General features: G+C 64.6%; 17 protein-coding genes. 5 read left to right on the forward strand and 12 right to left on the reverse strand.

Features of this window, described 5'->3' with window-relative positions:
- Positions 1-52 precede the first annotated feature (52 nt).
- The 3 genes from ptsP to ACSSU5_RS14735 are packed head-to-tail and all read left to right on the forward strand — an operon-like array spanning position 53 to position 5,588.
- Positions 53-2,905 (forward strand): phosphoenolpyruvate--protein phosphotransferase, encoded by a 2,853-nt coding sequence (ptsP, locus tag ACSSU5_RS14725; protein WP_492559168.1) that lies wholly within the window; start codon positions 53-55, stop codon positions 2,903-2,905.
- Positions 2,905-3,852, forward strand: coding sequence for a 1-phosphofructokinase (pfkB, locus tag ACSSU5_RS14730; protein WP_264310264.1), 948 nt, complete (start codon positions 2,905-2,907; stop codon positions 3,850-3,852). Before ptsP ends, pfkB begins: the two co-directional genes overlap by 1 nt.
- Complete coding sequence (locus ACSSU5_RS14735; RefSeq protein ID WP_492559169.1) at positions 3,849-5,588, forward strand: PTS fructose-like transporter subunit IIB; 1,740 nt, start codon at positions 3,849-3,851, stop codon at positions 5,586-5,588. Before pfkB ends, ACSSU5_RS14735 begins: the two co-directional genes overlap by 4 nt.
- Positions 5,589-5,614: 26 nt before the next feature.
- Here ACSSU5_RS14735 and ACSSU5_RS14740 read toward each other — a convergent pair whose 3' ends face one another.
- Positions 5,615-5,836: a DUF3820 family protein gene (locus tag ACSSU5_RS14740; protein WP_027595485.1), complete on the reverse strand. Its 222-nt coding sequence runs from the start codon at positions 5,834-5,836 to the stop codon at positions 5,615-5,617.
- Positions 5,837-6,035: 199 nt separating this feature from the next.
- Here ACSSU5_RS14740 and ACSSU5_RS14745 point away from each other — a divergent pair, with 199 nt between their 5' ends.
- Positions 6,036-6,512 (forward strand): ferritin-like domain-containing protein, encoded by a 477-nt coding sequence (locus ACSSU5_RS14745; RefSeq protein ID WP_264310262.1) that lies wholly within the window; start codon positions 6,036-6,038, stop codon positions 6,510-6,512.
- Here the strand turns inward: ACSSU5_RS14745 and ACSSU5_RS14750 are convergent.
- From ACSSU5_RS14750 to norR, 11 genes are all read right to left on the reverse strand, one after another.
- On the reverse strand, positions 6,509-8,005 hold the full coding sequence (locus ACSSU5_RS14750; protein ID WP_492559170.1) for a diguanylate cyclase domain-containing protein: 1,497 nt from the start codon (positions 8,003-8,005) through the stop codon (positions 6,509-6,511). The genes ACSSU5_RS14745 and ACSSU5_RS14750 overlap by 4 nt on opposite strands.
- Before the next feature lie 253 nt (positions 8,006-8,258).
- Positions 8,259-9,593, reverse strand: a complete 1,335-nt coding sequence (locus ACSSU5_RS14755; RefSeq protein WP_492559171.1) for an OprD family porin — start codon at positions 9,591-9,593, stop codon at positions 8,259-8,261.
- Between the two features lie 204 nt (positions 9,594-9,797).
- Positions 9,798-10,022: a hypothetical protein gene (locus tag ACSSU5_RS14760; RefSeq protein ID WP_492559172.1), complete on the reverse strand. Its 225-nt coding sequence runs from the start codon at positions 10,020-10,022 to the stop codon at positions 9,798-9,800.
- Positions 10,023-10,152: 130 nt separating this feature from the next.
- Entirely contained in the window at positions 10,153-11,565 is a 1,413-nt protein-coding gene (locus tag ACSSU5_RS14765) for a heavy metal sensor histidine kinase (RefSeq protein WP_492559173.1), read from the reverse strand.
- Positions 11,540-12,214 carry a heavy metal response regulator transcription factor gene (locus ACSSU5_RS14770; RefSeq protein ID WP_264310257.1) on the reverse strand — a complete coding sequence of 225 codons (675 nt, stop codon included), beginning with the start codon at positions 12,212-12,214 and terminating at the stop codon, positions 11,540-11,542. Before ACSSU5_RS14770 ends, ACSSU5_RS14765 begins: the two co-directional genes overlap by 26 nt.
- 9 nt (positions 12,215-12,223) lie before the next feature.
- Complete coding sequence (locus ACSSU5_RS14775; protein ID WP_492559174.1) at positions 12,224-15,316, reverse strand: multidrug efflux RND transporter permease subunit; 3,093 nt, start codon at positions 15,314-15,316, stop codon at positions 12,224-12,226.
- Positions 15,313-16,476 carry an efflux RND transporter periplasmic adaptor subunit gene (locus tag ACSSU5_RS14780; RefSeq protein ID WP_492559175.1) on the reverse strand — a complete coding sequence of 388 codons (1,164 nt, stop codon included), beginning with the start codon at positions 16,474-16,476 and terminating at the stop codon, positions 15,313-15,315. The genes ACSSU5_RS14775 and ACSSU5_RS14780 overlap by 4 nt, the downstream gene beginning before the upstream one ends.
- A 213-nt stretch (positions 16,477-16,689) precedes the next feature.
- Positions 16,690-17,424 carry a YkgJ family cysteine cluster protein gene (locus ACSSU5_RS14785; RefSeq protein WP_492559176.1) on the reverse strand — a complete coding sequence of 245 codons (735 nt, stop codon included), beginning with the start codon at positions 17,422-17,424 and terminating at the stop codon, positions 16,690-16,692.
- The gene (locus ACSSU5_RS14790; RefSeq protein WP_264310253.1) at positions 17,421-17,732 is read right to left on the reverse strand and encodes a hypothetical protein; all 312 of its coding nucleotides are present in this window, start codon (positions 17,730-17,732) and stop codon (positions 17,421-17,423) included. The genes ACSSU5_RS14785 and ACSSU5_RS14790 overlap by 4 nt, the downstream gene beginning before the upstream one ends.
- 88 nt (positions 17,733-17,820) lie before the next feature.
- Positions 17,821-18,720 (reverse strand): chemotaxis protein, encoded by a 900-nt coding sequence (locus ACSSU5_RS14795; RefSeq protein ID WP_492559177.1) that lies wholly within the window; start codon positions 18,718-18,720, stop codon positions 17,821-17,823.
- 231 nt (positions 18,721-18,951) lie between these two features.
- On the reverse strand, positions 18,952-20,502 hold the full coding sequence (norR, locus tag ACSSU5_RS14800; RefSeq protein WP_264310251.1) for a nitric oxide reductase transcriptional regulator NorR: 1,551 nt from the start codon (positions 20,500-20,502) through the stop codon (positions 18,952-18,954).
- Between the two features lie 154 nt (positions 20,503-20,656).
- On the opposite strand from norR, the gene hmpA reads away from it, so the two are divergent.
- The gene (gene hmpA, locus ACSSU5_RS14805; protein ID WP_264310250.1) at positions 20,657-21,835 is read left to right on the forward strand and encodes an NO-inducible flavohemoprotein; all 1,179 of its coding nucleotides are present in this window, start codon (positions 20,657-20,659) and stop codon (positions 21,833-21,835) included.
- Positions 21,836-22,021 lie beyond the last annotated feature (186 nt).

Consider the following 22,021-nt stretch of genomic DNA (forward strand, 5'->3'; position numbering starts at 1 on the left):
TTTCACAACAATACCTCAGTACCCGACCTGGGCACTGCAAAAGGAGAAGGTCATGCTCGAGCTCGCCACAGGGCAAATAGCCATGGGCCAGAAGGCCGCGGACAAGGCCGAGGCATTGCGCCTGCTGGCGGATCAGCTGGTTGCCGACGGCCTGGTCGCCGAGGGCTACCTGCAAGGCCTGCAGGCCCGCGAGGCGCAAGGCTCGACGTTCCTCGGCCAGGGCATTGCCATCCCCCACGGCACACCGCAGACCCGGGACCTGGTCCACACCACTGGTGTGCGCCTGCTGCAGTTCCCCGAAGGCGTGGACTGGGGTGATGGCCAAAGGGTCTACCTGGCCATCGGCATTGCCGCCCGCTCCGATGAACACCTGCGCTTGCTGCAATTGCTGACCCGCGCCCTGGGCGAGACGGACCTTGCCGAAGCGCTGCGTCGGGCCAGCTCGGCCGAGGCCTTGCTCAAACTGTTGCAAGGCGCGCCGCAGGCGTTGGCGCTGGATGCGCAACTGGTCGGTCTGAACCTGCCAGCTGAAGATTTCGATGAGTTGGCCTGGCGCGGTGCGCGCCTGCTGCAGCGCGCCGGTTGCGTCGACAGTGGCTTTGCTGCCGTGCTGCAGCAGGCCGAGCCGTTGCCATTGGGCGAGGGCCTGTGGTGGCTGCACAGCGAACGCCAGGTGCGCCAGCCTGGCCTGGCGTTCATTACCCCGCAGCAACCCCTGCGCTATCGCGATCAGCCGCTTAACGGCCTGTTCTGCCTGGCCAGCCTTGGCGCCGCTCATCAGGCCTTGCTTGAGCGCTTGTGCGAGGTGCTGATCGAAGGGCGCGGGCAGATGCTCTACCAGGCCACCAACAGCCGTGCGGTCCTGCAGGTGCTGGGCGGCGAGGCGCCGGTGGATTGGCCGAGTGCGCGCATCGTGCTGGCCAACCCGCATGGTTTGCATGCCCGCCCGGCCAAGGTGCTGGCGCAGTTGGCCAAGGGCTTCGAGGGTGAAGTCCGGGTGCGGCTTACCGACAGCGCGCAGCCGGCGGTGTCGGTCAAAAGCCTGAGCAAGCTGCTCAGCCTCGGCGCCCGGCGTGGTCAGGAACTGGAGCTGATAGCCGAACCCGGCATCGCCGCTGATGCGTTGCCGGTGCTACTGGCGGCCATCGAAGCAGGCCTGGGCGAGGACGTCGAGCCGCTGCCGCAAAGCCCTGCACCGCTTGCCTGCACGCCGCTGGAAGTGCTTCAGGCACCCGCTGCGGGCAGTCGGATCCAGGGTGTTGGCGCGGCGCCTGGCATCGCCCATGGGCCGGCCCACGTCTGCGTCGAGCGCGCCATCGATTACCCCCTGCGCGGTGAATCCCTCGCCCAGGAACGGGTCAAGCTGCGCGATGCCTTGGCAACGGTGAACAGCGAGCTGCACACCTTGGTGCAGCGCAGCGACAAGGCCATTGGCGAGATCTTTGTCACTCACCAGGAAATGCTCGCCGACCCGGCGTTGGCCGACGATGTCGAGCAGCGCCTGGCCCAGGGCGAAAGCGCCCCGGCGGCGTGGATGGCAGTGATTGAGGCGGCAGCGAGGCAGCAGGAGTCGCTGCACGACGCTTTGCTCGCCGAACGTGCCGCCGACCTGCGCGACATCGGCCGCCGCGTGCTGGCCCAATTGTGCGGCGTGCAGGCGCACGTTGAACCTGAGCAGCCTTATGTGCTGGTGATGACCGAGGTCGGCCCTTCCGATGTGGCCCGGCTGGACCCGAGCCGGGTTGCCGGTATCGTCACCGCTCAGGGCGGCGCGACGGCCCATAGCGCCATCGTCGCCCGCGCCCTTGGCATCCCCGCTGTAGTCGGCGCCGGTGCGGCGATTTTGCTGCTCGATGCCGGCACGCCATTGCTGCTCGATGGGCAACGCGGCGTGGTCAGTGTTGCCCCAGCGGCCGCTGAACTGCACCGCGCCCTGGCCGAGCGCGACCAGCGCGAGCAGCGCCTGCAGGCGGCCTGGGCCGACCGGCATGAGCCTGCAGTCACCCGCGATGGCCATGCCGTCGAGGTGTTCGCCAACATCGGCGAGAGCAGCGGTATCGACAAGGTCGTGGAGCAGGGCGCCGAAGGCGTCGGCTTGCTGCGCACCGAACTGATTTTCATGGCCCACCCCCAGGCGCCGGACGTGGCCACCCAGGAAGCCGAATACCGCCGCGTGCTCGATGGCCTCGGTGGGCGGCCCCTGGTGGTGCGCACCCTGGATGTGGGTGGTGACAAACCGCTGCCTTACTGGCCGATCGCTGCCGAAGACAACCCCTTCCTCGGCGTGCGCGGTGTGCGCCTGACCTTGCAGCAACCGCAGATCATGGAAGACCAGTTGCGCGCACTGCTGCGCGCTGCCGACCAGCGCCCGCTGCGGATCATGTTCCCGATGGTCGGCCAGGTGCACGAATGGCGCGAAGCGCGGGCCATGGTCGAGCGCTTGCGTGAGGAAATCCCGGTGGCAGACCTGCAACTGGGCATCATGGTCGAAGTGCCCTCGGCAGCCTTGCTGGCGCCGCAGTTGGCCCGCGAAGTGGACTTCTTCAGCATCGGCACCAACGACCTGACCCAATACACCCTGGCCATCGACCGTGGCCACCCGAGCCTTTCGGCCCAGGCCGACGGCCTGCACCCGGCGGTGTTGAGCCTGATCGACATGACCGTGCGCGCTGCCCATGCCGAAGGCAAGTGGGTGGGCGTGTGCGGCGAGCTGGCCGCCGACCCGCAGGCGGTGGCCGTGTTGCTTGGCCTGGATGTGGACGAATTGAGCGTCGCCGCCCGCAGCATTGCCGAAGTCAAAGCCCTGGTCCGCCAGGCCGATCACCAGACGGCCCGCGCCCTGGCGCGCGAAGCCTTGCAACAGGACAGCGCCGCGGCGGTTCGCGCGCTGGTGGAGCGTTACTGATGGCCAAGATCCTCACCCTTACCCTGAACCCGGCGCTGGATATCACTATCGGCCTCGATACCTTGCGCCCCGGGCACGTCAACCGCAGCCAGGCCCAACACAGCCATGCGGCGGGCAAAGGGTTGAACGTTGCCCAGGTACTGGCCGACCTTGGTCACAGCGTCACTGTTGGTGGCTTTCTCGGGCAGGACAACCTGCAGCCGTTCGAGGCCTTGATCGACTGGCGTGGCTTTGCCGATTGTTTTGTCCGCGTACCCGGCGAGACGCGCAGCAACATCAAGCTGGTCGAAGCCGATGGCCGCGTGACCGATATCAACGGCGAGGGGCCAGAGGTCGATGAGGCCGCCCGCTCTGCGTTGTTGCGGCGGCTGGAACAGATCGCCCCAGGGCATGATGCAGTGGTGGTGGCGGGCAGCCTGCCCCGGGGTATCAGCCCCGAGTGGTTCCGCCAGTTGCTCGAACAACTGAAGGCCCAAGGCCTCAAGGTCGCCCTCGACAGCAGCGGCGAAGCCCTGCGTGCCGGCCTGCAAAGCGCGCCGTGGCTGGTCAAACCCAATACCGAGGAACTGGGCGAGGTGCTTGGCCTGGACGTGCAAAGCCCAGCGCAGCAACGCGCTGCGGCCGAGCGGCTGTTGGCCAGCGGTGTCGAGCATGTGGTGGTGTCCGCCGGCGAGCAGGGCGTCAGCTGGTTTGCCCGCGACCTCGCCCTGCAGGCCCAGCCACCTAAGGTGCAGGTTGCCAGCACCGTGGGGGCGGGGGACTCGCTGGTGGCCGGCATGGTCCATGGCCTGTTGCTGGGCGAGACGCCTGCCCAGACCTTGTGCCGGGCTACTGCCATCGCAGCCCAAGCCGTGACCCAGGTCGGCTTTGGCATTCGTGACCGCGAGCAACTGATACGCCTTGAAGCCGGTGTGCAACTGACAGAACAACAAGAGGGTTGCCGATGAACATTGCCATTGTCACCGCCTGCCCCAACGGCCAGGTGTCCAGTGTCTTGAGCGCGCGCTTGCTGGCCGCAGCTGCCCAGCGTCGCGGCTGGAGCACCAGCGTCGAGGTGCAGGATGCCGAGCACCCTGAGCGGCAGCTGACGCCGGCGCAGATCAGCGAAGCCGATTGGGTGTTGGTGGTCAGCACCGGGCCGGTGGACCTGGCCCGTTTCGTTGGCAAGCGCGTGTACCAGAGCACGCCGTCCCAGGCGCTGGCCGACCGCGAGGGTTTCCTCGACGAGGCGGCGGCCAAGGCTCAGCTGTTGGTGGATGTGCCCAACAGCCCTGTAGCGGCAACGGCCGCTGGCGCACGGATCGTGGCGGTCACGGCCTGCCCGACCGGTGTCGCGCACACCTTCATGGCCGCGGAGGCCTTGCAGCAGGCCGCGCAGCAGAAGGGCTACCAACTCACCGTGGAAACTCAAGGTTCGGTGGGGGCACGCAACCCATTGTCCGCCCAAGCCATCGCCGAGGCCGACGTGGTGCTGCTGGCCGCCGACATCGAAGTCCCCACGGCGCGTTTTGCCGGCAAGCGCATCTACCGCTGCGGCACCGGCATTGCCCTCAAGCAGGCGCACACCACCTTGGACAAGGCCCTGGCCGAAGCCAAGGTGGAAAACGCTGCTGATGCCGCTGCGGCTTCCAGCACAGGCAAGGGCGAGAAGACCGGCGTGTACAAGCACCTGCTCACCGGGGTGTCGTTCATGCTGCCGATGGTGGTGGCGGGCGGTCTGCTGATCGCCTTGTCGTTCGTCTTCGGTATCGAGGCCTACAAAGAGCCAGGCACCTTGCCGGCGGCGTTGATGCAAATTGGCGGCGAAGCGGCGTTCAAGCTGATGGTGCCGTTGTTGGCCGGCTATATCGCCTGGTCGATCGCCGACCGCCCGGGCCTGGCGCCCGGCATGATCGGCGGGCTGCTGGCCAGCACCCTGGGCGCGGGCTTCATCGGTGGCATCATCGCCGGGTTTCTGGCCGGCTACAGCGCTAAGGCCATTGCCCGTTGGGCACGGCTGCCGAGCAGCCTGGAAGCGCTCAAGCCGATCCTGATCATTCCACTGCTGGCCAGCCTATTCACCGGCCTGGTGATGATCTACGTGGTCGGCCAGCCGGTGGCGGCCATGCTCGAAGGGCTGACGCACTTCCTCGACAGCATGGGCACCACCAACGCCATCCTGTTGGGGCTGGTGCTCGGCGGCATGATGTGCGTCGATCTGGGCGGCCCGATCAACAAGGCGGCCTATGCCTTCTCGGTGGGCCTGCTGGCTTCGTCGAGCTACGCGCCCATGGCGGCGACCATGGCCGCTGGCATGGTGCCGCCGATCGGCCTGGGCATTGCCAGCTTCCTTGCCCGGCGCAAGTTCGCCCAGAGTGAACGCGAGGCGGGCAAGGCCGCGCTGGCTCTCGGGCTGTGCTTTATCTCTGAAGGTGCGATCCCGTTTGCCGCCAAGGACCCGCTGCGGGTGATCCCGGCGAGCGTGGCTGGGGGGGCCTTGACCGGTGCTCTGTCGATGTACTTCGGCTGCAAGCTGATGGCGCCGCACGGTGGCCTGTTCGTGCTGCTGATCCCTAATGCCATCAACCATGCGTTGCTGTACTTGCTGGCGATCGTGGCGGGGAGCCTGCTGACGGCTGTGGTGTATGCGGTGATCAAGAAGAGCGAGCAAGTGGAGCTGGCAGTGGCGCCGGTGAAGGGGTGAGGTAGAGGGGCGCCAAGCGCCCCTGGCTAGCGCCGATGCTTCTGGCGCAAAGGCTCCAGCAAGTCCATCAAGCCGTTGTGATCGACTTCATGCATCAGCGCCAGCAACCCGCCCAGCTCCCCGGCCGGGAAGCCCTTGCGCGCGAACCAGGCCAGGTAGTCACCTGGCAGGTCGGCAATGATCCGGCCTTGGTATTTGCCAAAGGGCATGGTCCGGGTGACCAGCAGTTCGAGGGTTTCCGGTTTCATCGGCGCACCTGGCTGTGGGAAAGCGCCGACCATACTGCAATCTGCACGAAGGCCAAAGCGCCAATCATGCAGAACGCCGCTTTCGTCGGCTTCAATCAAAAATTAACTCATTGATTTTAAAGAATTTATTTTTACTGCAAGGGTTGGCACGAACGCTGCTCCATTACAGATGACTATCACCTGCCAAGGAGTTCGTGACATGAGCAACCCCAACAAAGACGTAATCGATGTGCTCAACGACCTGATCGAATACAGCAAGGATGGCGAAAAAGGTTTCAAGGCCTCGGCCGATGATGTGAAAAACCCAGAGCTCAAAGCCTTCTTCGTCCAGCGTGCTGGTGAGTGCGCCAATGCCGCCGGTGAGCTGCAAAGTGAAGTGCGCCGCCTGGGGGGTGACCCGGAGACCTCCACCAGCATCAGCGGCGACCTGCACCGTGGCTGGGTCAACCTCAAGGCAATGGTCACCGGCAAGGATGAGGAGGCCGTGCTCAATGAGGTTGAGCGAGGCGAGGACCATGCCCTGAAAGCCTACAAGGAAGCGCGCGAAAAACTGGTCAAGCTTGGCCGCACCGCCAGTGATCAGACCTACACCCTGGTAGAAAAACAACTGCAAGGTGTGCAGCGTAACCACGACCAGGTCAAGGCCCTGCGTAACGCAGCCCGCGCCCGCTCCTAAAGGGTAGGCCCCTCTACCCGGTTACGGCCATTGGCCTTGGCCCGGTAGAGCGCCTCGTCCGCAGCCCCCAGTACGCTCGCCAGATCGTGCTGAGGGCCTGCTTCGTACAGGCCGATGCCGATGCTTACCGTGACTGCACGGGTGTCATTGGCAAAGGGCGCCAGCGCCGCGACGCTGGCCCGAATGCGCTCGGCCAGCAGCCGTGCGCCGGCCAGGTCGGTCTCCGGCAATATCACCTGAAACTCCTCGCCGCCATAGCGTGCCGCCAGGTCCGCCGGGCGCCTGATACACCCCTCGATGCACTTCGCCACTTCCCGTAAGGCATGGTCGCCACCCGCATGGCCATGGCGCTGGTTGAACGCCTTGAAATGGTCCACATCCACCATCAGCACCGCCAACGGTTTGTGGTTGCGTTGGGCGCGTGCCCACTCCTGGCGCAGCACCTGATCCAGCCGGCGGCGGTTGGCCAGGCCGGTCAGGCTGTCGGTGGCGGCCAGCGTGGCCAGGCCCTGTTCGGCCTCGTGGCGACGACGCAGCTCGCGGCCCAGCAGCAAGGACAGCCAAAGGATACCGATGCACAGCACACCGGTGGCAACACCCACCAGAATCACGGTACGCCGCCATGACTGGAACACTTCATCGGCCGAATGCACCACCAACACGATCAGCGGCAGGTCGGCCACTCGGGCGAAGGTGTACATGCGTGGGGTGCCATGTGTGGCTGAGCGGGCGGTGAAGCTGCCACTGCGCTCGCCCAGGATGCGTTTGAAATTGGCGCGTTCGGCATAGTTGGTGCCAATCGGCGGGTCTTGCTGGCGGGTAGGCTGGCGGGCCAGCAGCTGGCCGTCGGTATTGAACAAGTTGATGCTGCTGTCATCGCCGATGTCCAGGCGCTTGAACAGTTCGCTGAAGTAAGAGAGGCGCAGGGCACCCACGGCCAGGCCGGCGAACTGGCCGTCGGGGCCAGCGATGCGCCGGCTGAAACTGATGCACCAGTCCAGGTCGCCCAGCCTGGCCTTGAAGGGCGGGCCGACCAGCAAACCGAGGTTGGCGTCGCGTACATGCGCCCTGAACACCCCGGTGTCGGCGAAGTTGGCCTTGCGTGGAATAGCGCTGGTGGAATCGCCCACCACGTTACCTTGCTTGTCGAGCCAGAGCACGTCACCGCGTTTACGGTCGACGAACGCTTCATTGAACAACAGGCGCTGGCGCAACGCGCCGGGCACTTCTGGCAACTCCTTGCGCCCGACCGCCCAAATCAGCCCTTGCAACGACTGATCGTAGAGTTCGGCGTTGCGCACGATGTCGCTTTCGATCAACTGGACGATGTTGTTGGAGGAGCGGATGGCGGACAGCTCAACGCTGTCGCGCTCACGGGCGAGCAGGTAGCTGACGATGGCCACGATGGCGAGCACGGCGAGGCAACTGCCCAGGTTGAGGATCAGCTCGGGGTGCGACCTGTAGAGTGCAAAACGCGGTGATCGGGTGAGCATGCTCGCTACTGCTGAGGCAGGGCCATTCGCGGCGGCGACATTCTAGGGAAGTGGTGATTGTCGGACAAGATTTGTCCGACGGAATCACGCGGTGGTGCAGAGAACAGTGGTCGCAAGCCTGCCTTCAATCCGGTGGGAGCGGGCTTGCCCTGCGAATGGCCTCATGCGGTGCCTGGCACCGGCTGCGCCGGTGTTCGCGGGGCAAGCCCGCTCCCACTGGGTCTGCGTTAAGTCAATGAAATCTAGGAGCGGGTCAGAACACGTTCAACGGATAATCAACGATCACGCGCAGTTCATCGTTGTCACTGTTGCTGTCGATCGACGCATAACCCTGGCTGCCACGGTGTGCGGCATAACGCACCAGCACCGAAAGGTCCTTGAAGTCGCCTTCCTGGAACACGTATTTCACGTCCAGGTCACGTTCCCAGTGCTTGGCATTCTTGCCGTCGGCGCGGTAGTAGTCGTAGTGCGTGTTGCCCTGGTCAGCCTTGGTCAGGTCTGCCTCACCACGCGAATACGACAGTGTCGTGCTCAGGCCAGGGATGCCCAGGCCTGCGAAATCATAGCCGTACTGCAGCTTCCACGAGCGCTCATTGGGCGCGTTGAAGTCCGAGTACATGCGCGAGTTGTCCAGGTACACGCTGTCGCCCAGGTTGATGTAGTCGAACGGCGTATCGCCATTGACCCGCTGGTAGGCGGCCGTGACGCTGTGGAACCCGGCGTTGACGGTGAAGTGCACGCTGTAGGTGTTGTTGTCGATCTTGCCCAGCAGGGCCTGGCCGGTGTCCTGGGTGTGGTAGAAGTGCACGCCCGGGTTGAGGCTGACCAGGTCGTTGACCACATAGGTGTAGTCGAAGTCGGCGTAGTACTGGTTCCAGATGTCCTTCAGCTCGGCGGCGTAAAGGTTGGCGGTGATGTTCTCGGTACCGCTCCACGATGCGCCGGCCCAGTTCAGGTGCTTGCTCTTGTCGTGTTCGTCCAGCGAGCCGTAGTAGGTGTCGATGCGGCGGTGGCCGCTCTGGTTGTACGGCTTGGTGAAGCTGACCTGGCCGCCTTCGAGCAGCAGGCCGTCGATGCTGGTGTTGGTCAGGCTCACACCGCGGAAGGTCTGCGGCAGCATGCGGCTTTCGCCGCCCGCGATCACCGGGTTGGTGAGGAACAGGTCACCCGCCTTGAGCACGGTGTCAAAGGCCTTGAGCTTGACCGCCGCGCCAGCGGTAGAGAACGAATGCGGGGCCGCGCCCAACTCGCCATCGTCCTTGACATGCGCCGGCAGAATGCTGGTGCCGGCATGGCCGCCACCGCCGTCGAGCTTGAGGCCCAGCATGGCATGGGCGTCCACGCCAACGCCGATCACGCCAGGGGTATAGCCGGACTCGAAGCGCGCAACCGCGCCCTGGCCCCACTCGCGGGTGTCGCGCGCGCCGGCGTTGTGGTTGTCGCGGTTGAAATAGGCATTACGAAAATGCAGCTTGAAAGAAGAACCTTCGATGAAGCCATCAGCCTTGTCTTCATCTGCCTGAGCGGCGATAGGCATCATTGCAGTCAATGCAATGAACAACGGGGTAAAACGAAACGCGGAAGGCACCGGTACTAGCTCCTTTGGTCTGACGGTGGGGCAGTTTTTATTTTTGAATGTGCAACTTTTTTATTGGGGAAATTACAGCGGGGCTGAGAGTTAAAGCACATAAAAAAAGCCGCTGATCGGCAGCGGCTTTAAAAGGCTAACATATCGGCACCGGCGGTGCCCATGGCGTAGCCAAGGGAAATCGGGAGCAGGTACAGCGGCTGATCAGCTGTCGGCGTTAGCGTCTCTGTTGACCTTGGAAGCGTTCTGCTTCGCGTCTTTTACGGCATCGGCCTGGTGTGCGGCTACAGCGTCGCGGGCCTCTTGATGGACGGCGGCGAGCTCTGCATTACGGGCGACGAAAGCCTGGGATTCTTCGGCCATGGCCAGGGGCGACAACAACAGGGAAGACAGAACGAAGACGCTGGCAATACCCATACTGTTGGACATTTGAAACTACCTTCTTGCGATGCAAGTGCTAATGAGGACAGGGCTAAAGTTAGTCCCTTGAAGGCACTTGAAACAGAGCGAAGTACGATAAGCACTATTGCGCAAAAGGTAACGATCGTGCGGCGATTGCTCAGGTTTTTGCTGGAAACCCGCGTAGTTGAGCGCTTGGCAGGCGAATGCCAAAGGTGTTGGCGCCGGCCTCACTGTGCACAAAAACCTCTCCGCCATGCATCAATGCAATCGCCTTGACGATCGCCAAGCCCAACCCATGGTTGCCACCGCCACTGTTGCTGCGCGCCGCATCCACCCGATAGAAGCGTTCGAACAGCAGTGGCAGGTGCGCATCATCGATCGCCGGCCCCGGGTTGCTCACGGCGATGCTGACCTGCTCCGGCCCGCTGTCGATCCGCACCTGGATCTGCTGGTTGGGCGCGGTGTGCTGCACCGCGTTGTTCAGCAGGTTGATCAGCGCGCGGCGCAGCTGGGCTTTCTCGATCGGCGCCTGGGCATCGCCACTGACCGTCACGCTGACGTGCGCGTCTTCGAGGATGTAGTCCAGGTAGTCCAGCGTGGTCGCCACTTCCTCGGCCAGCGAGGCCTCGGTCAGTGCGGTGGCCTTGCTGCCTTGGTCGGCGCTGGCCAGGAACAGCATGTCGTTGATGATGCTGCGCAAGCGCTCGAGCTCTTCGAGGTTCGATTGCAGCACTTCGAAGTAATGCTCGGCGCTGCGGCCGCGGGTCAGTGCCACCTGGGTCTGGCCGATCAGGTTGGTCAGCGGCGAGCGCAGCTCGTGGGCGACGTCGGCGTTGAACGCCTCCAGTCGCGAGTAGGCCTGGCTGACCCGGTCGAGTGCGGCGTTGAAGGCCCCGGCGAACTGCGCCAGCTCCGGGGCCAGGTCGTGGGTCTGCAGGCGCCCGTTCAGGCGTGGCGGTGCCAGCGCCTGGGCTTCATTGGACAGCGCCAGTAACGGGCGCAGGCCGATGCGGGCTACCCAGTAACCGAGCACAGACGCCAGCAGCACACCGAGCACCGCTAGGCCGACGATGGCCACCAGCAGGCTGTGCTGCGCCTGCCAGAAGGTTTCGGTGTCGATGCCGATCAGAAAGCGCAGCGGCGGGCGGTCGGCCAGTGCCGGCAGCTCGCTGACCAGCACCTTGTAGGGGTAGGGCTGGTCGGGCAGACGCAGGTCGCGCATGCCCTGCGGGCCTTCGGCAAACGCACGGACCCGCTCGCTGGGGTGGCCATACTCGTATGCCGGGTCGCTGCTGACTACCCAGAAGCGGATGCGTTTGTCCTCTTCGCTGAGCAGGTTGAGCTTGTTGCTGACCTTGGCCCAGTGATCGGCCGTGCCGAAGCGGTTGAGGGTGGATTCGAGCACACTGAAGCGCGCATCCAGCTCGGCGGCCGGCAGCAGGTCGAGGCTGTGGTCGACCTGGCGATACAACGCCGAGCCGATCAGCAGGAACACCCCCACCGCCACCAGGATGAACAGCGCCGACAGGCGCAGCGCGATGGAGTTAGCCCGCACGGCTTTCCAGGACATAGCCCATGCCTCGGATGGTGTGCAGCAGCTTGTTGTCGAAGGGCCCATCGAGCTTGGCCCGCAGGCGCTTGATGGCCACCTCGACGACATTGGCGTCACTGTCGAAGTTGATGTCCCAGACCAGCTCGGCAATCGCCGTCTTGGACAGGATTTCGCCTTGGCGGCGCGCCAGTACGCTGAGCAGCGAGAACTCCTTGGCGGTCAGGTCCAGGCGCTGGCCGGCCCGGCTGGCCTTGCGCGCCATCAGGTCGATCCACAGGTCGGCAACCTGGATCTGCAGCGGTTCGTGGCTGCTGCTGCGACGGGTCAGGGCCTGCAGGCGGGCGACCAGTTCGAGGAACGAAAAGGGTTTGCCCAGGTAGTCGTCGGCGCCCTCGCGCAGGCCATGGATGCGGTCTTCGACCCGCTCACGGGCGGTCAGCATGATCACTGGCGTCTGCTTGCGTGCGCGCAAGGCGCGCAGCACGCCATAGCCGTCCAGGCCTGGCAGCATCACATCGAGCACGATCACCGCGTAGTCACCTTCCAGGGCCAGGTGCAGGCCGTCGATACCGTCACGCGCCAGGTCCACGGTAAAGCCTTGCTCGCTCAGCCCACGGTGCAGGTAGTCGGCGGTTTTTTCTTCGTCTTCGATGATCAGCACACGCATGGTCTTGTCTCAACTGGCACTTGGCGCGGTCGCATTGGCGGCTCGGCGGCGGTGGAACAGGCGCTCCAGGGCCAAGTATATGACCGGGGTGGTGAACAGCGTCAGGGCCTGGCTCACCAACAGCCCGCCCACCACCGCAATGCCCAGCGGCTGGCGCAGCTCGGCACCGGTGCCAAAGCCGAACATCAGCGGCACCGCGCCGAGCAAGGCGGCCAGGGTGGTCATGATGATCGGCCGGAAGCGCGTCAGGCAGGCCTGGTGGATCGCCTGCTCGGGTGTCAGGCCGTGATGACGCTGGGCTTCAAGGGCGAAGTCGATCAGCAGGATGCCGTTTTTCTTGACGATGCCGATCAGCAGCACCACGCCGATCAGCCCCATGATGCTGAAGTCCTGGCCCATGGCCCAGAGCAGCATCAGCGCACCCAAGCCCGCCGAGGGCAGGGTGGAGATGATGGTCAGCGGGTGGACGAAGCTCTCGTAGAGCACACCCAGGATGATGTACACCGCCACCAGCGCGGCCAGGATCAGCCAAGGCTGGCTCGACAGCGAGCTCTGGAAGGCCTGGGCCGCACCCTGGAAGTTGCCGCTGATCGAGTCCGGCATGCCCAGCTCGCGCTGGGTGCGCTCAAGGATGCTCACCGCATCGCCCAAGGCCACGCCGGGGGCCAGGTTGAACGACAGGTTGGCGGCCGGGAACAGGCCATCGTGGCTGATCGACAAGGGCCCGGTGCTCGGCGGCGCCACATGGGCCACCGCCGACAACGGCACCATCTCGTTGCTCAAGGGCGAGCGCAGGTAGAAGTAGTTGAGGCTCTCGGCCTTGCCGCGTTGGCGGGCGTCCAGTTCGAGGATGACCTTGTACTGGTTGGTCTCGGTCTGGAACTCGCTGATCTGGCGCTGGCCGAAGGCGTCGTACAGCGCCTGATCGACGTCAGTGGTGGTCAGGCCGAAGCGCGCAGCGGCCTGGCGGTCGATGTCGATGCGGGTGACGCTGGCCCCCAGCTGCAGGTCGTTGGACAGGTCACGCAACGCCGGGTTTTCGCGCAGGCGGTCGGTCAGGCGCTGGGTCCACAGGTTCAGCGCCACGCCGTCGTTGCTCTTGAGCACGTACTGGTACTGGGTGCGTGACGGGCCTGAACTGAGGTTGATGTCCTGGCCGGCGCGCATGTACAGGACGATGCCCGGCACCTGAGCGAGCTTGGGCCGCAGCCGGTCGATCAGCTCGCTGGCCGACACATCCCGGTCGCCGCGAGGCTTGAGGGCAATCCAGAAGCGGCCATTGGCGATGGTCTGGTTGCTGCCGGTGACGCCGACCGAGTGGGAAAACGCCCGCACCGCCGGGTCGGCCTCGATGATCTTGGCCAAGGCCTGGTGCTTTTCGATCATGGCCGGGTACGACACGTCCGCTGCTGCTTCGCTGGTGCCGAGGATGAAGCCGGTGTCCTGCAACGGGAAGAAGCCCTTGGGGATGGCCACATAACCCACTACCGCCAGGGCCAGGGTCAGGCCGAACACGCCCAGGGTCAGGCGCTGGTGGGCAAGGGCGCGGTTCAGGCCTTTTTCGTACCACTTGACCAGGCGCTCACCGAAGCCGCCGTGCTGCGCGCCGGTCGGGCGGCGCATGAACAGCGCGCACAGGGTGGGCGCCAGGGTCAGCGAGACCACCACCGAAATCAGGATGGTGGCCGTGGCGGTCAGGGCGAACTCCTTGAACAGCCGCCCGACCACACCGCCCATGAACAACAGCGGGATAAAGGCGGCGATCAGCGAGAAACTGATCGAGACCACGGTGAAGCCGATTTCACCGGCGCCCTTGAGTGCAGCGGTGCGGCTGTCATCGCCCGCTTCCAGGTGGCGATGGATGTTCTCCACCACGACGATGGCATCGTCCACCACGAACCCCACCGAAATGACGATGGCCACCAGGGTCAGGTTGTTCAGGCTGAAGCCGAACACGTACATCAGCGCGCAGCTGGCAATCAGCGACACCCCGAGCACGCTCGACACCACCAGGGTCGCCGACCACTGGCGCAGGAACAACGCCATCACCCCGATCACCAGGGCCACGGCGATCATCAAGGTCAGCTCCACCTCGTGCAACGAGGCGCGGATGGTCTGGGTGCGGTCCTGCAGTACCGACACCTCGATCGACGCCGGGAGCATTTCCTGCAGCTTGGGCAACGCGGCCAGCACCCGGTCCACGGTGTCGACGATGTTGGCACCGGGCTGGCGGAAGATCACCAGGTTCAGCCCCGGCAGGTCACCGGACCAGGCCTTGACGTAGGCGTTCTCGGCGCCGTTGATGACCTTGGCCACGTCCTGCAGGTGTACGGGTGCACCGTCGCGGTACGAGACGATCAGCTGGGCATAGTCTTCGGGGTGGAACAGCTGGTCGTTGGCGGCGAGGGTCGACACGCTGTGCTCGCCGTACAGCGCGCCTTTGGCCAGGTTGAGGCTGGTCTGCTGGATGGCCAGGCGCAGGTCGGCGAGGGTCAGGCCGATGGCCGCCAGCTTTTCCGGTTGCGCCTGCACGCGGATGGCCGGGCGCAGTTGCCCGGTAATGTTGATCAGGCCAACCCCGTCGATCTGGCTCAGCTGGCGAGCCAGCAGGGTTTCGGCATAGTCGCTCAGGTCATTGCCGGGCATTTGGTTCGAGCTGACGGTCATCACCAGCACCGGGCTGTCGGCCGGGTTGACCTTGCGCCAGGTCGGCGGGTTGGGCAGGTCTTGTGGCAGGCGCGCGGTGGCGGTGTTGATGGCGGCCTGCACTTCCTGGGCTGCGGTGTCGATGTTCTTGTCGAGGGTGAACTGCAGGATCAGGGTGGTCGAGCCCAGCGCGCTGCTGCTGGTCATCTGGGTCATCCCGGGGATGGCGCTGAACTGCACTTCAAGCGGCGTGGCGACCGACGAGGCCATGGTCTCCGGGCTGGCACCCGGCAATTGGGCAGTGACCTGGATGGTCGGGAAGTCGGCCTCTGGCAGCGGTGCCACCGGCAGGCGGGGGAAGGCGATGGCGCCCAGCAGCACCAGGGCGAACGTCAGCAGCAGGGTGGCGATGGGGTGGTCGATGCACCACGCCGAAACCCCGTTGCGCGTGTTCATGGCTGGCTCCGACGGTCGGCCATTTCCGAAGAGGCGGGCGCATCGGCGGTGACCTCTACCCGCGAGCCCGGCTTGAGCCGCGACTGGCCATCGAGCACCAGGCGATCACCCGCCTTGACCCCGGCGATGATGTTCAGCCCGCTGTCCTGGTACAGCACCTTGACCGGCACGCTGGTGACCTTGTCACCGTCCAGGCGGTAGACGAAATGGCCGTCGAGACCGCGCTGCACCACCGGCGGCGGTACCACCAGGGCATTCTCTTGCATGGCCGTGCGCAAGCGAAGGGTGACCAGTTGGCCGGGCCACAGGCGCCCGTCCTTGTTGTCGAACTCGGCCTTGACCCGTACCGTGCCGGTGGTCGCGGAAATCTGGTTGTCGATCAACGCCAAGTGGCCCTCACCCAGCAGGCTGCGTTCACCGTCGGCGTCCATGTAGGCCTGCACCAGCGCCGGGGTGGGTGCTTTGAGCAGGCTTTGCAGGGTGGGCAGCATCTGTTGCGGCAGGGCGAACTCGACGGCGATGGGGCCGATCTGGGTCACACTGAACAGGCCCTGGGTGTCGCTGCTGCGCACCAGGTTGCCGGGGTCGACGTTGCGGATGCCGACCCGGCCGGTCACCGGTGAGCGGATCTGCGTATAGGACAGCTGCACTTCGGCATTGGCGATGGCCGCCTGGTTGCCCTTGACCGTGGCCTGCAACTGGTTGACCAGCGCCTGCTGCTGGTCGAGGGTCTGCTTTGACACCCCGTCATCGGTGCTCAGCAGGCGATAGCGCTTGAGGTCGACACCGGCTACCTGGATTTGCGCCTGGCTCTGCCCGAGTTGCGCGCGCGCCTGGTCGAGGCTGGCGCGGATGGCGCGGTCGTCGAGGGTCGCGAGCAGGTCGCCTTCCTTCACCCACTGGCCTTCCTTGACCAGCACCTGGGTCAACACCCCCTCTACCTGTGCGCGGATTTCGACGCTGTGCAGCGACAGCACCGAGCCGATGGCGCTGGCATAGCGTGGCACGTCCTGCTCGGCGACGCTGACCACGCGCACCGGAATAGCGGCCTGCGTACGGGGGGCGGGGGCCTCCTTACGCTGGCTGAGCCAAACGCCCAGCGCTACCAGGATGAGCAGCGCCAACGCGGCGAGGAAGACAGAACGGGACGGACGTCGCATCGGAGCGGGCACCTGGGCCAGAAGGGTGGGGACGGTTGTCTGTATTCAAGCTTATAGCCCCAGGACCGGGTCGGCAGCATGACGCCTGGCTGACAGGCCTGTCAGTTTCGGGTTTGCCGAAGGGTTTGCCGAAGGTTTTGCGGTGGTTTCGAGATCGAGCGCCGCTACACCACAAGGCTCAAACCATGCACCTGGGCCCACCCCGCAATCCCATCAAAAACCAATAAAAGCGTAATAAACCGGCGTGTCGCAGGTGGTATGCAGGCCATGGCCCTGCAAACTGGCCGTTAGCTCTTCATCCTGCACATGCAGCGTCCACCGCGCACCGTTGTCCGCCGGCACCTGCGCCAGCGCGGCAGCAAAGGCTCCCATGTCCGGCAGATAAGCGGTAAACCCATTCCCTTTCAGCGCACTGGTGGTCATGCCTAGCGCCTGGCATACGGCAACCTTCGCCGCGATGTCATCACGGTCTGCCTGGCGCGACGCCTGCACCAGCGCCGCCAGCTGTGGGTCGGCCAGTTGCGTGCCGTGAATCAGCTCAGGCCCTTGTTGCCAGGCTTCGGGCGGGCAGTCTTTGCTCTCTGGCCGCAGTGGGATATGCGGGTTGATCTCCACCGGGTAGATACGGCACACCAGTGGGCGCTCGTCGTAGATGGTGCACAGGTCGTTATCGTCGAGGTTGCGACAGCGCCCCGGGTTGAATGCCGCGAAGGTTACCGAAACGCGGGCTTCAGTGTCGCCGCAGGCCACCGGGTAAGAGCGGCGCAGCACATGCTCGCGCTGCTCGACTGGCATGCCTGGGCCATCGGCCACGAAGGCCTCGTTCAAGACAATTACCTGGCCAGCGGAGGCCGCCCACTGGCGGGCTTCGTCGAGGGTCAGTGGCACATGGTGGCCGGTGCAGCACTTGCCGCAGCCGGTGCAGGCGAATTGCACGCTGTCGGTCACTTGGCTTCCGGGTTCCATTCGCTGACGAAAGCACGCTGGTGCTGGCGGTCGTACAGGCACAGTTCGGTGCCGGTGCGTTGCTGCATGTGTTTTTGCGGGTAGACGCCTTCGATCAGCAGGGCACTCATGCCGACCTGGTCATCGAACTCGGCGGGCTTGCCTCGCGCGTGGGCGTCCTTGAACTGGCTGGCGGCAAGGCACGCCTTGAGCATCTGCTGGCGCTGCTCGTTCCAGGCCTGGCTGCTGGAGGCCTGGGCAACACCGCTGAAGAGCGCGCAAACGACAAGGAGGGAGCTGAGAAACTTCATACGCGATTCCGGCAAAAATCTTCCGAGGGGAGCGAATTATGCCCGAGTCACCCCTGACGGCAAGCCGGGGAGTTTGTCGCTTAATATATCAACGCTCGGCAAACACCACCGCCCGCGCCGCCACCACCAGACAATCGGTCAGCTCCGGCGAGGAGAACTTGGTAAGGATGGCGTTGGCCCCTGCGAGTTTGGCTTTCTCACCGCTCATGGCGCTGTCCAGCGAGGTGTGCAGCAGTACATACAGGTGCTGAAAGTCTGGCGTTTCGCGCAGGGTACGGGTGAAGGCGTAGCCGTCCATCTCGGACATCTCGATATCCGAGACGATGATGTTGATCTCCTGCTCGGTGCCCTGCAATTCCAGCAACACGTTGATCGCATCCTTGGCGCTGCGCGCGGTGTGGCATTCGATGCCGAGGTTGCGCAGGGTGTGCACCGACTGCTGCAAGGCTACCAGGCTGTCGTCCACCACCAGGATGTTGGCGGCGGCCAGCAGGCTTGCGTCTTCTTCGGTCAGGGTGCCGTGCTGTGGCTCGGCTGCGGGTGGGGCAATGGCATGAATGACTTTCTCGATGTCCAGCACCTGCACCAGTGCGTTGTCGACCCGCGTCACGCCCGTGATGAACGAGCGGTTGCCCGAGCCGAAGGGCGGCGGTTTGATATCGGTGCTCAGGCAATGAACGATGCGGCTCACGGCCTGAACATGCAGGCCCTGGCGTGAGCGGCTTATTTCGGTGACGATCAGGCAGCCGCCCTGCGGGTCGGCCAGCGGGCGCTCGCCGATGGCGCGGGACAGGTCGATGACCGACAGCGAGTTGCCACGCAAGGTCGCCACGCCCTTCACGTGGGGGTGCGATTCAGGCAACTTGGTCAGTGCAGGGCAGGGGATGATCTCGCTGACCTTGAGCAGGTTGATTGCCATCAGCTTGCCGCTGCGCAGCGTGAACAGCAGCAGGGACAGCGAATCCGCGCGAGCTTTTTGCGTGGCCATGGTGACCTTCGTGGGGAATAGAGGGATAACGGGTTATCGGCGTGTTCGTGCTGCGCTTTAGTCCACAAGCAATGCCGCCTATCGAGAAGGCGCCGACATGGCACCGGCTTCGCCGGTGTTCGCGGGTAAACCCGCTCCCACAGGAGGATGTGACCGGGCCTTTTTCAGCGTTCGCGCAGGGCTTTCTTGGCCCGGTTCAATGTGCAGAGGGTGCCGTCTGGCAAGAAGGCCCTAGCGAAGCCCTAGCCGACGCGCCAGCCGACTGAGGTTGGCGCGGTCCAGGCCCAGTTCGCGCGCGGCGGCTGCCCAGTTTTCCGAGTGCCGTTGCAGGCAGCTTTCGATCACCTGGCGTTGGTAGCCGTCAATCGCTTCACGCAGCCCGCCTTCGGGCAGTGTCGCCTCCTGCAGAGGCGTGGGGGAGGGCAGAGGGTTCGCCGGGGTGACGGCACGCAGGTCCAGATCGATGGCTTCCAGGGTGAGGATGCGTGGTCGGTCGGGGTGCTGGCCCAGCGCCTTGAGTGCCGAGCGGCCGATCAGGTGTTCCAGTTCTCGCACATTGCCTGGCCAGTCGTAGGCCAGCAGCGCGGCCTGGGCTTCGCTGCTCAGGCGCAGGCTGTTAAGGCCCAGGCGCGAGCGGTTCTGTTCGAGGAAGTAGCCCGCCAATAGCAGCACATCGCGCCCGCGTTCACGCAGCGGGGGAACATGCAGTGGGTACACGCTCAGGCGATGGTAGAAGTCGGCGCGGTAGTTGCCATTGCGTACTTCTGCTGCCAGGTCGCGGTTGGTTGCTGCGATCAGGCGGACGTCGACCCGGTGTTCACGGTCCGAACCCAGGCGTTGCAACTGGCCGCTCTGCAGTACGCGCAGCAGCTTGGCTTGTACGGTCAGTGGCAACTCGCCGACTTCGTCGAGGAACAGCGTGCCGCCGTTGGCCAGTTCGAACTTGCCAAGGCGTTCGCCATGGGCGCCGGTGAAGGCGCCGCGCACGTGGCCGAACAGCTCGCTTTCCACCAGGGTGTCGGGCAGTGCCGCACAGTTGAGACTGACCAGCGGTTTGTCGGCACGGTTGCTGGCCTGGTGCAGGGCCTGGGCCACCAGCTCTTTGCCGACGCCGGTCTCGCCGGTGATCAGCACGGTCAGTTCGCTGCCGCCGACCAGGCGTATCTCCTCCACCAGGCGCTTGTGCGCGGCGCTCTGGCCAATCAGCTCCTTGTCCTGGGTACTGGCCTGGCGGTAGATCTCGGCGCGGTGGTGTTCATCCTCTGCGCGCAGGGCCAGGTGCTCGATGCGCTCGGCCACGGTCACCGTGGCGGCGGCCAGGCTGGCGAAGGCCTGCAGGGCATCGAGTTCCAGGCTCTGGAACTGCCCAGGGCTGAGTGCATCCAGGGTCAGCAGGCCCCAGGGGCGCTCATCGACCATCAATGGGCAGCCCATGCAGTCGTGCACTTCAAGGTCGGCATCCGGGGCGTTGACCAGGCCGTCGTATGGGTCGGGCAGTTCCGAATCGCTGGCAAAGCGGGTGGGGTGCGGGCGGCTGAGCAGGATCTGGAAGCGCGGGTGCTCGCTGACCCGGAAGCGTCGGCCCAGGGTGTCGGGGCTCAACCCATCCACCGCCAGCGGCACCAGCCACTCTCCGTCCAGGCGCAGCAGCGCGGCGGCGTCGCACGGCAACAGCCCGCGCATGGCCTGAAGCAGGCGGCGGTAACGTTCCTGGTCGCTCAGGTCGCGGGACAGGTCGCTGACCAAAGGGAGGAGGGCGGTGAGCAGAGGTTTTGCAGTCATAGGGACTCCTGTTGGTCAATATGACTATACGCCGGGGTGGGTCTTTTTGACATGACCTGCGTCAACCCCCTGATTTTGCTGGCTGTAAAAGTTGGCACGAATGGTGAAGTAGCTAAAGCCATCATTTGAAGCCACAGGCTCAGGAGTTGTTGCAATGCTCAATGCCGAACAACGTGCAATCGTCAAAGCCACTGTCCCCCTGCTGGAAAGCGGCGGTGAAGCGCTGACTACTCACTTCTACCAGATGATGCTCAACGAGTACCCTGAGGTACGACCGCTGTTCAACCAGGCCCACCAGGCCAGCGGCGACCAGCCACGTGCGTTGGCTAACGGCGTGTTGATGTATGCCCGCCATATCGACCAGCTCGAACAACTCGGCGGCCTGGTCGGTCAGATCATCAACAAGCACGTCGCCCTGCAGATTCTGCCGGAGCACTACCCGATCGTGGGCAGCTGCCTGCTGCGTGCCATCGAAGAAGTGCTCGGCAAGGAAATCGCCACCCCTGAGGTGATCGCTGCCTGGGGCGCCGCGTATGGTCAGCTCGCCGACATCCTCATCGGCGCCGAAGAAAGCCTCTATAAAGAGAAAGAAGAAGCCGCCGGTGGCTGGCGTGGTACCCGCGAGTTTCGCCTGGTACGCCGCGAGCAGGAGAGCAGCGAGATCGTCTCGTTCTATTTTGCTCCGGTGGATGGCAAGCCGGTGCTCAAAGCCGAGCCTGGGCAGTACATTGGCCTGCAATTGTTCATCGACGGTGCCGAGCAGCGTCGCAACTACTCCCTGTCGGCCCTGTGCGATGGCAAGGAATACCGCATCAGCGTCAAGCGCGAAGCCGGTGGCAAGGTCTCCAACTTCCTGCATGACGAACTGGTCGTGGGCCAGACCCTGCAGCTGTTCCCGCCCGCCGGCGATTTCACCTTGGCCGCCAGTGAAAAACCCTTGGTGCTGATCAGTGGCGGTGTGGGTATCACCCCGACCTTGGCGATGTTGCAAGCGGCGCTGCAGACTCAGCGTGAAGTGCATTTCATCCACTGTGCGCGTAACGGCGCCGTGCATGCCTTCCGTGATTGGATCGACGGCCTGGCCGCGCGTCATCCACAGCTCAAGCGCTTCTACTGCTATGCCGAGCCGCAAGGTGGTGCTGCGGCCGATGCCGTAGGCCTGTTGAGCGAAGACCTGCTGGCCGAGTGGCTGCCGCGTGAACGTGACGTCGATGCCTACTTCCTTGGGCCCAAGGGCTTCATGGCAGCGGTCAAACGCCAGTTGAAGGGCCTGGGTGTGCCTGAGCAGCAGAGCCGCTACGAGTTCTTCGGGCCGGCGGCGGCGCTGGAGTAAACGCCTCTGGTTCGCGCAGGTTTCAGTGCAGGGGCAGCACAAGGCTGCTCCTGCCTGCTTATATAAAGGAAAGATGAAACAGGCGTCCAAGCTTTCATCTTTAATCCTCCTTTAATCACGGTATCCTTCACTCCCGGGTGTCGAGGGGCTTGCCCCTGCACGGCACCCGGGTAGCCGCTTTTTTGC

Source organism: Pseudomonas sp. E1MeOHC2 (genome assembly GCF_058745025.1).

What these genes read in the sequence shown, in the direction of transcription:
- ptsP (WP_492559168.1), top strand. Translation starts at nt 53, where the DNA reads ATGCTCGAGCTCGCCACAGGGCAAATAGCCATGGGCCAGAAGGCCGCG.
- pfkB (WP_264310264.1), top strand. Translation starts at nt 2,905, where the DNA reads ATGGCCAAGATCCTCACCCTTACCCTGAACCCGGCGCTGGATATCACT.
- ACSSU5_RS14735 (WP_492559169.1), top strand. Translation starts at nt 3,849, where the DNA reads ATGAACATTGCCATTGTCACCGCCTGCCCCAACGGCCAGGTGTCCAGT.
- ACSSU5_RS14740 (WP_027595485.1), bottom strand. Translation starts at nt 5,836, where the DNA reads ATGAAACCGGAAACCCTCGAACTGCTGGTCACCCGGACCATGCCCTTT.
- ACSSU5_RS14745 (WP_264310262.1), top strand. Translation starts at nt 6,036, where the DNA reads ATGAGCAACCCCAACAAAGACGTAATCGATGTGCTCAACGACCTGATC.
- ACSSU5_RS14750 (WP_492559170.1), bottom strand. Translation starts at nt 8,005, where the DNA reads ATGCTCACCCGATCACCGCGTTTTGCACTCTACAGGTCGCACCCCGAG.
- ACSSU5_RS14760 (WP_492559172.1), bottom strand. Translation starts at nt 10,022, where the DNA reads ATGTCCAACAGTATGGGTATTGCCAGCGTCTTCGTTCTGTCTTCCCTG.
- ACSSU5_RS14765 (WP_492559173.1), bottom strand. Translation starts at nt 11,565, where the DNA reads ATGTCCTGGAAAGCCGTGCGGGCTAACTCCATCGCGCTGCGCCTGTCG.
- ACSSU5_RS14770 (WP_264310257.1), bottom strand. Translation starts at nt 12,214, where the DNA reads ATGCGTGTGCTGATCATCGAAGACGAAGAAAAAACCGCCGACTACCTG.
- ACSSU5_RS14775 (WP_492559174.1), bottom strand. Translation starts at nt 15,316, where the DNA reads ATGAACACGCGCAACGGGGTTTCGGCGTGGTGCATCGACCACCCCATC.
- ACSSU5_RS14780 (WP_492559175.1), bottom strand. Translation starts at nt 16,476, where the DNA reads ATGCGACGTCCGTCCCGTTCTGTCTTCCTCGCCGCGTTGGCGCTGCTC.
- ACSSU5_RS14790 (WP_264310253.1), bottom strand. Translation starts at nt 17,732, where the DNA reads ATGAAGTTTCTCAGCTCCCTCCTTGTCGTTTGCGCGCTCTTCAGCGGT.
- ACSSU5_RS14795 (WP_492559177.1), bottom strand. Translation starts at nt 18,720, where the DNA reads ATGGCCACGCAAAAAGCTCGCGCGGATTCGCTGTCCCTGCTGCTGTTC.
- norR (WP_264310251.1), bottom strand. Translation starts at nt 20,502, where the DNA reads ATGACTGCAAAACCTCTGCTCACCGCCCTCCTCCCTTTGGTCAGCGAC.
- hmpA (WP_264310250.1), top strand. Translation starts at nt 20,657, where the DNA reads ATGCTCAATGCCGAACAACGTGCAATCGTCAAAGCCACTGTCCCCCTG.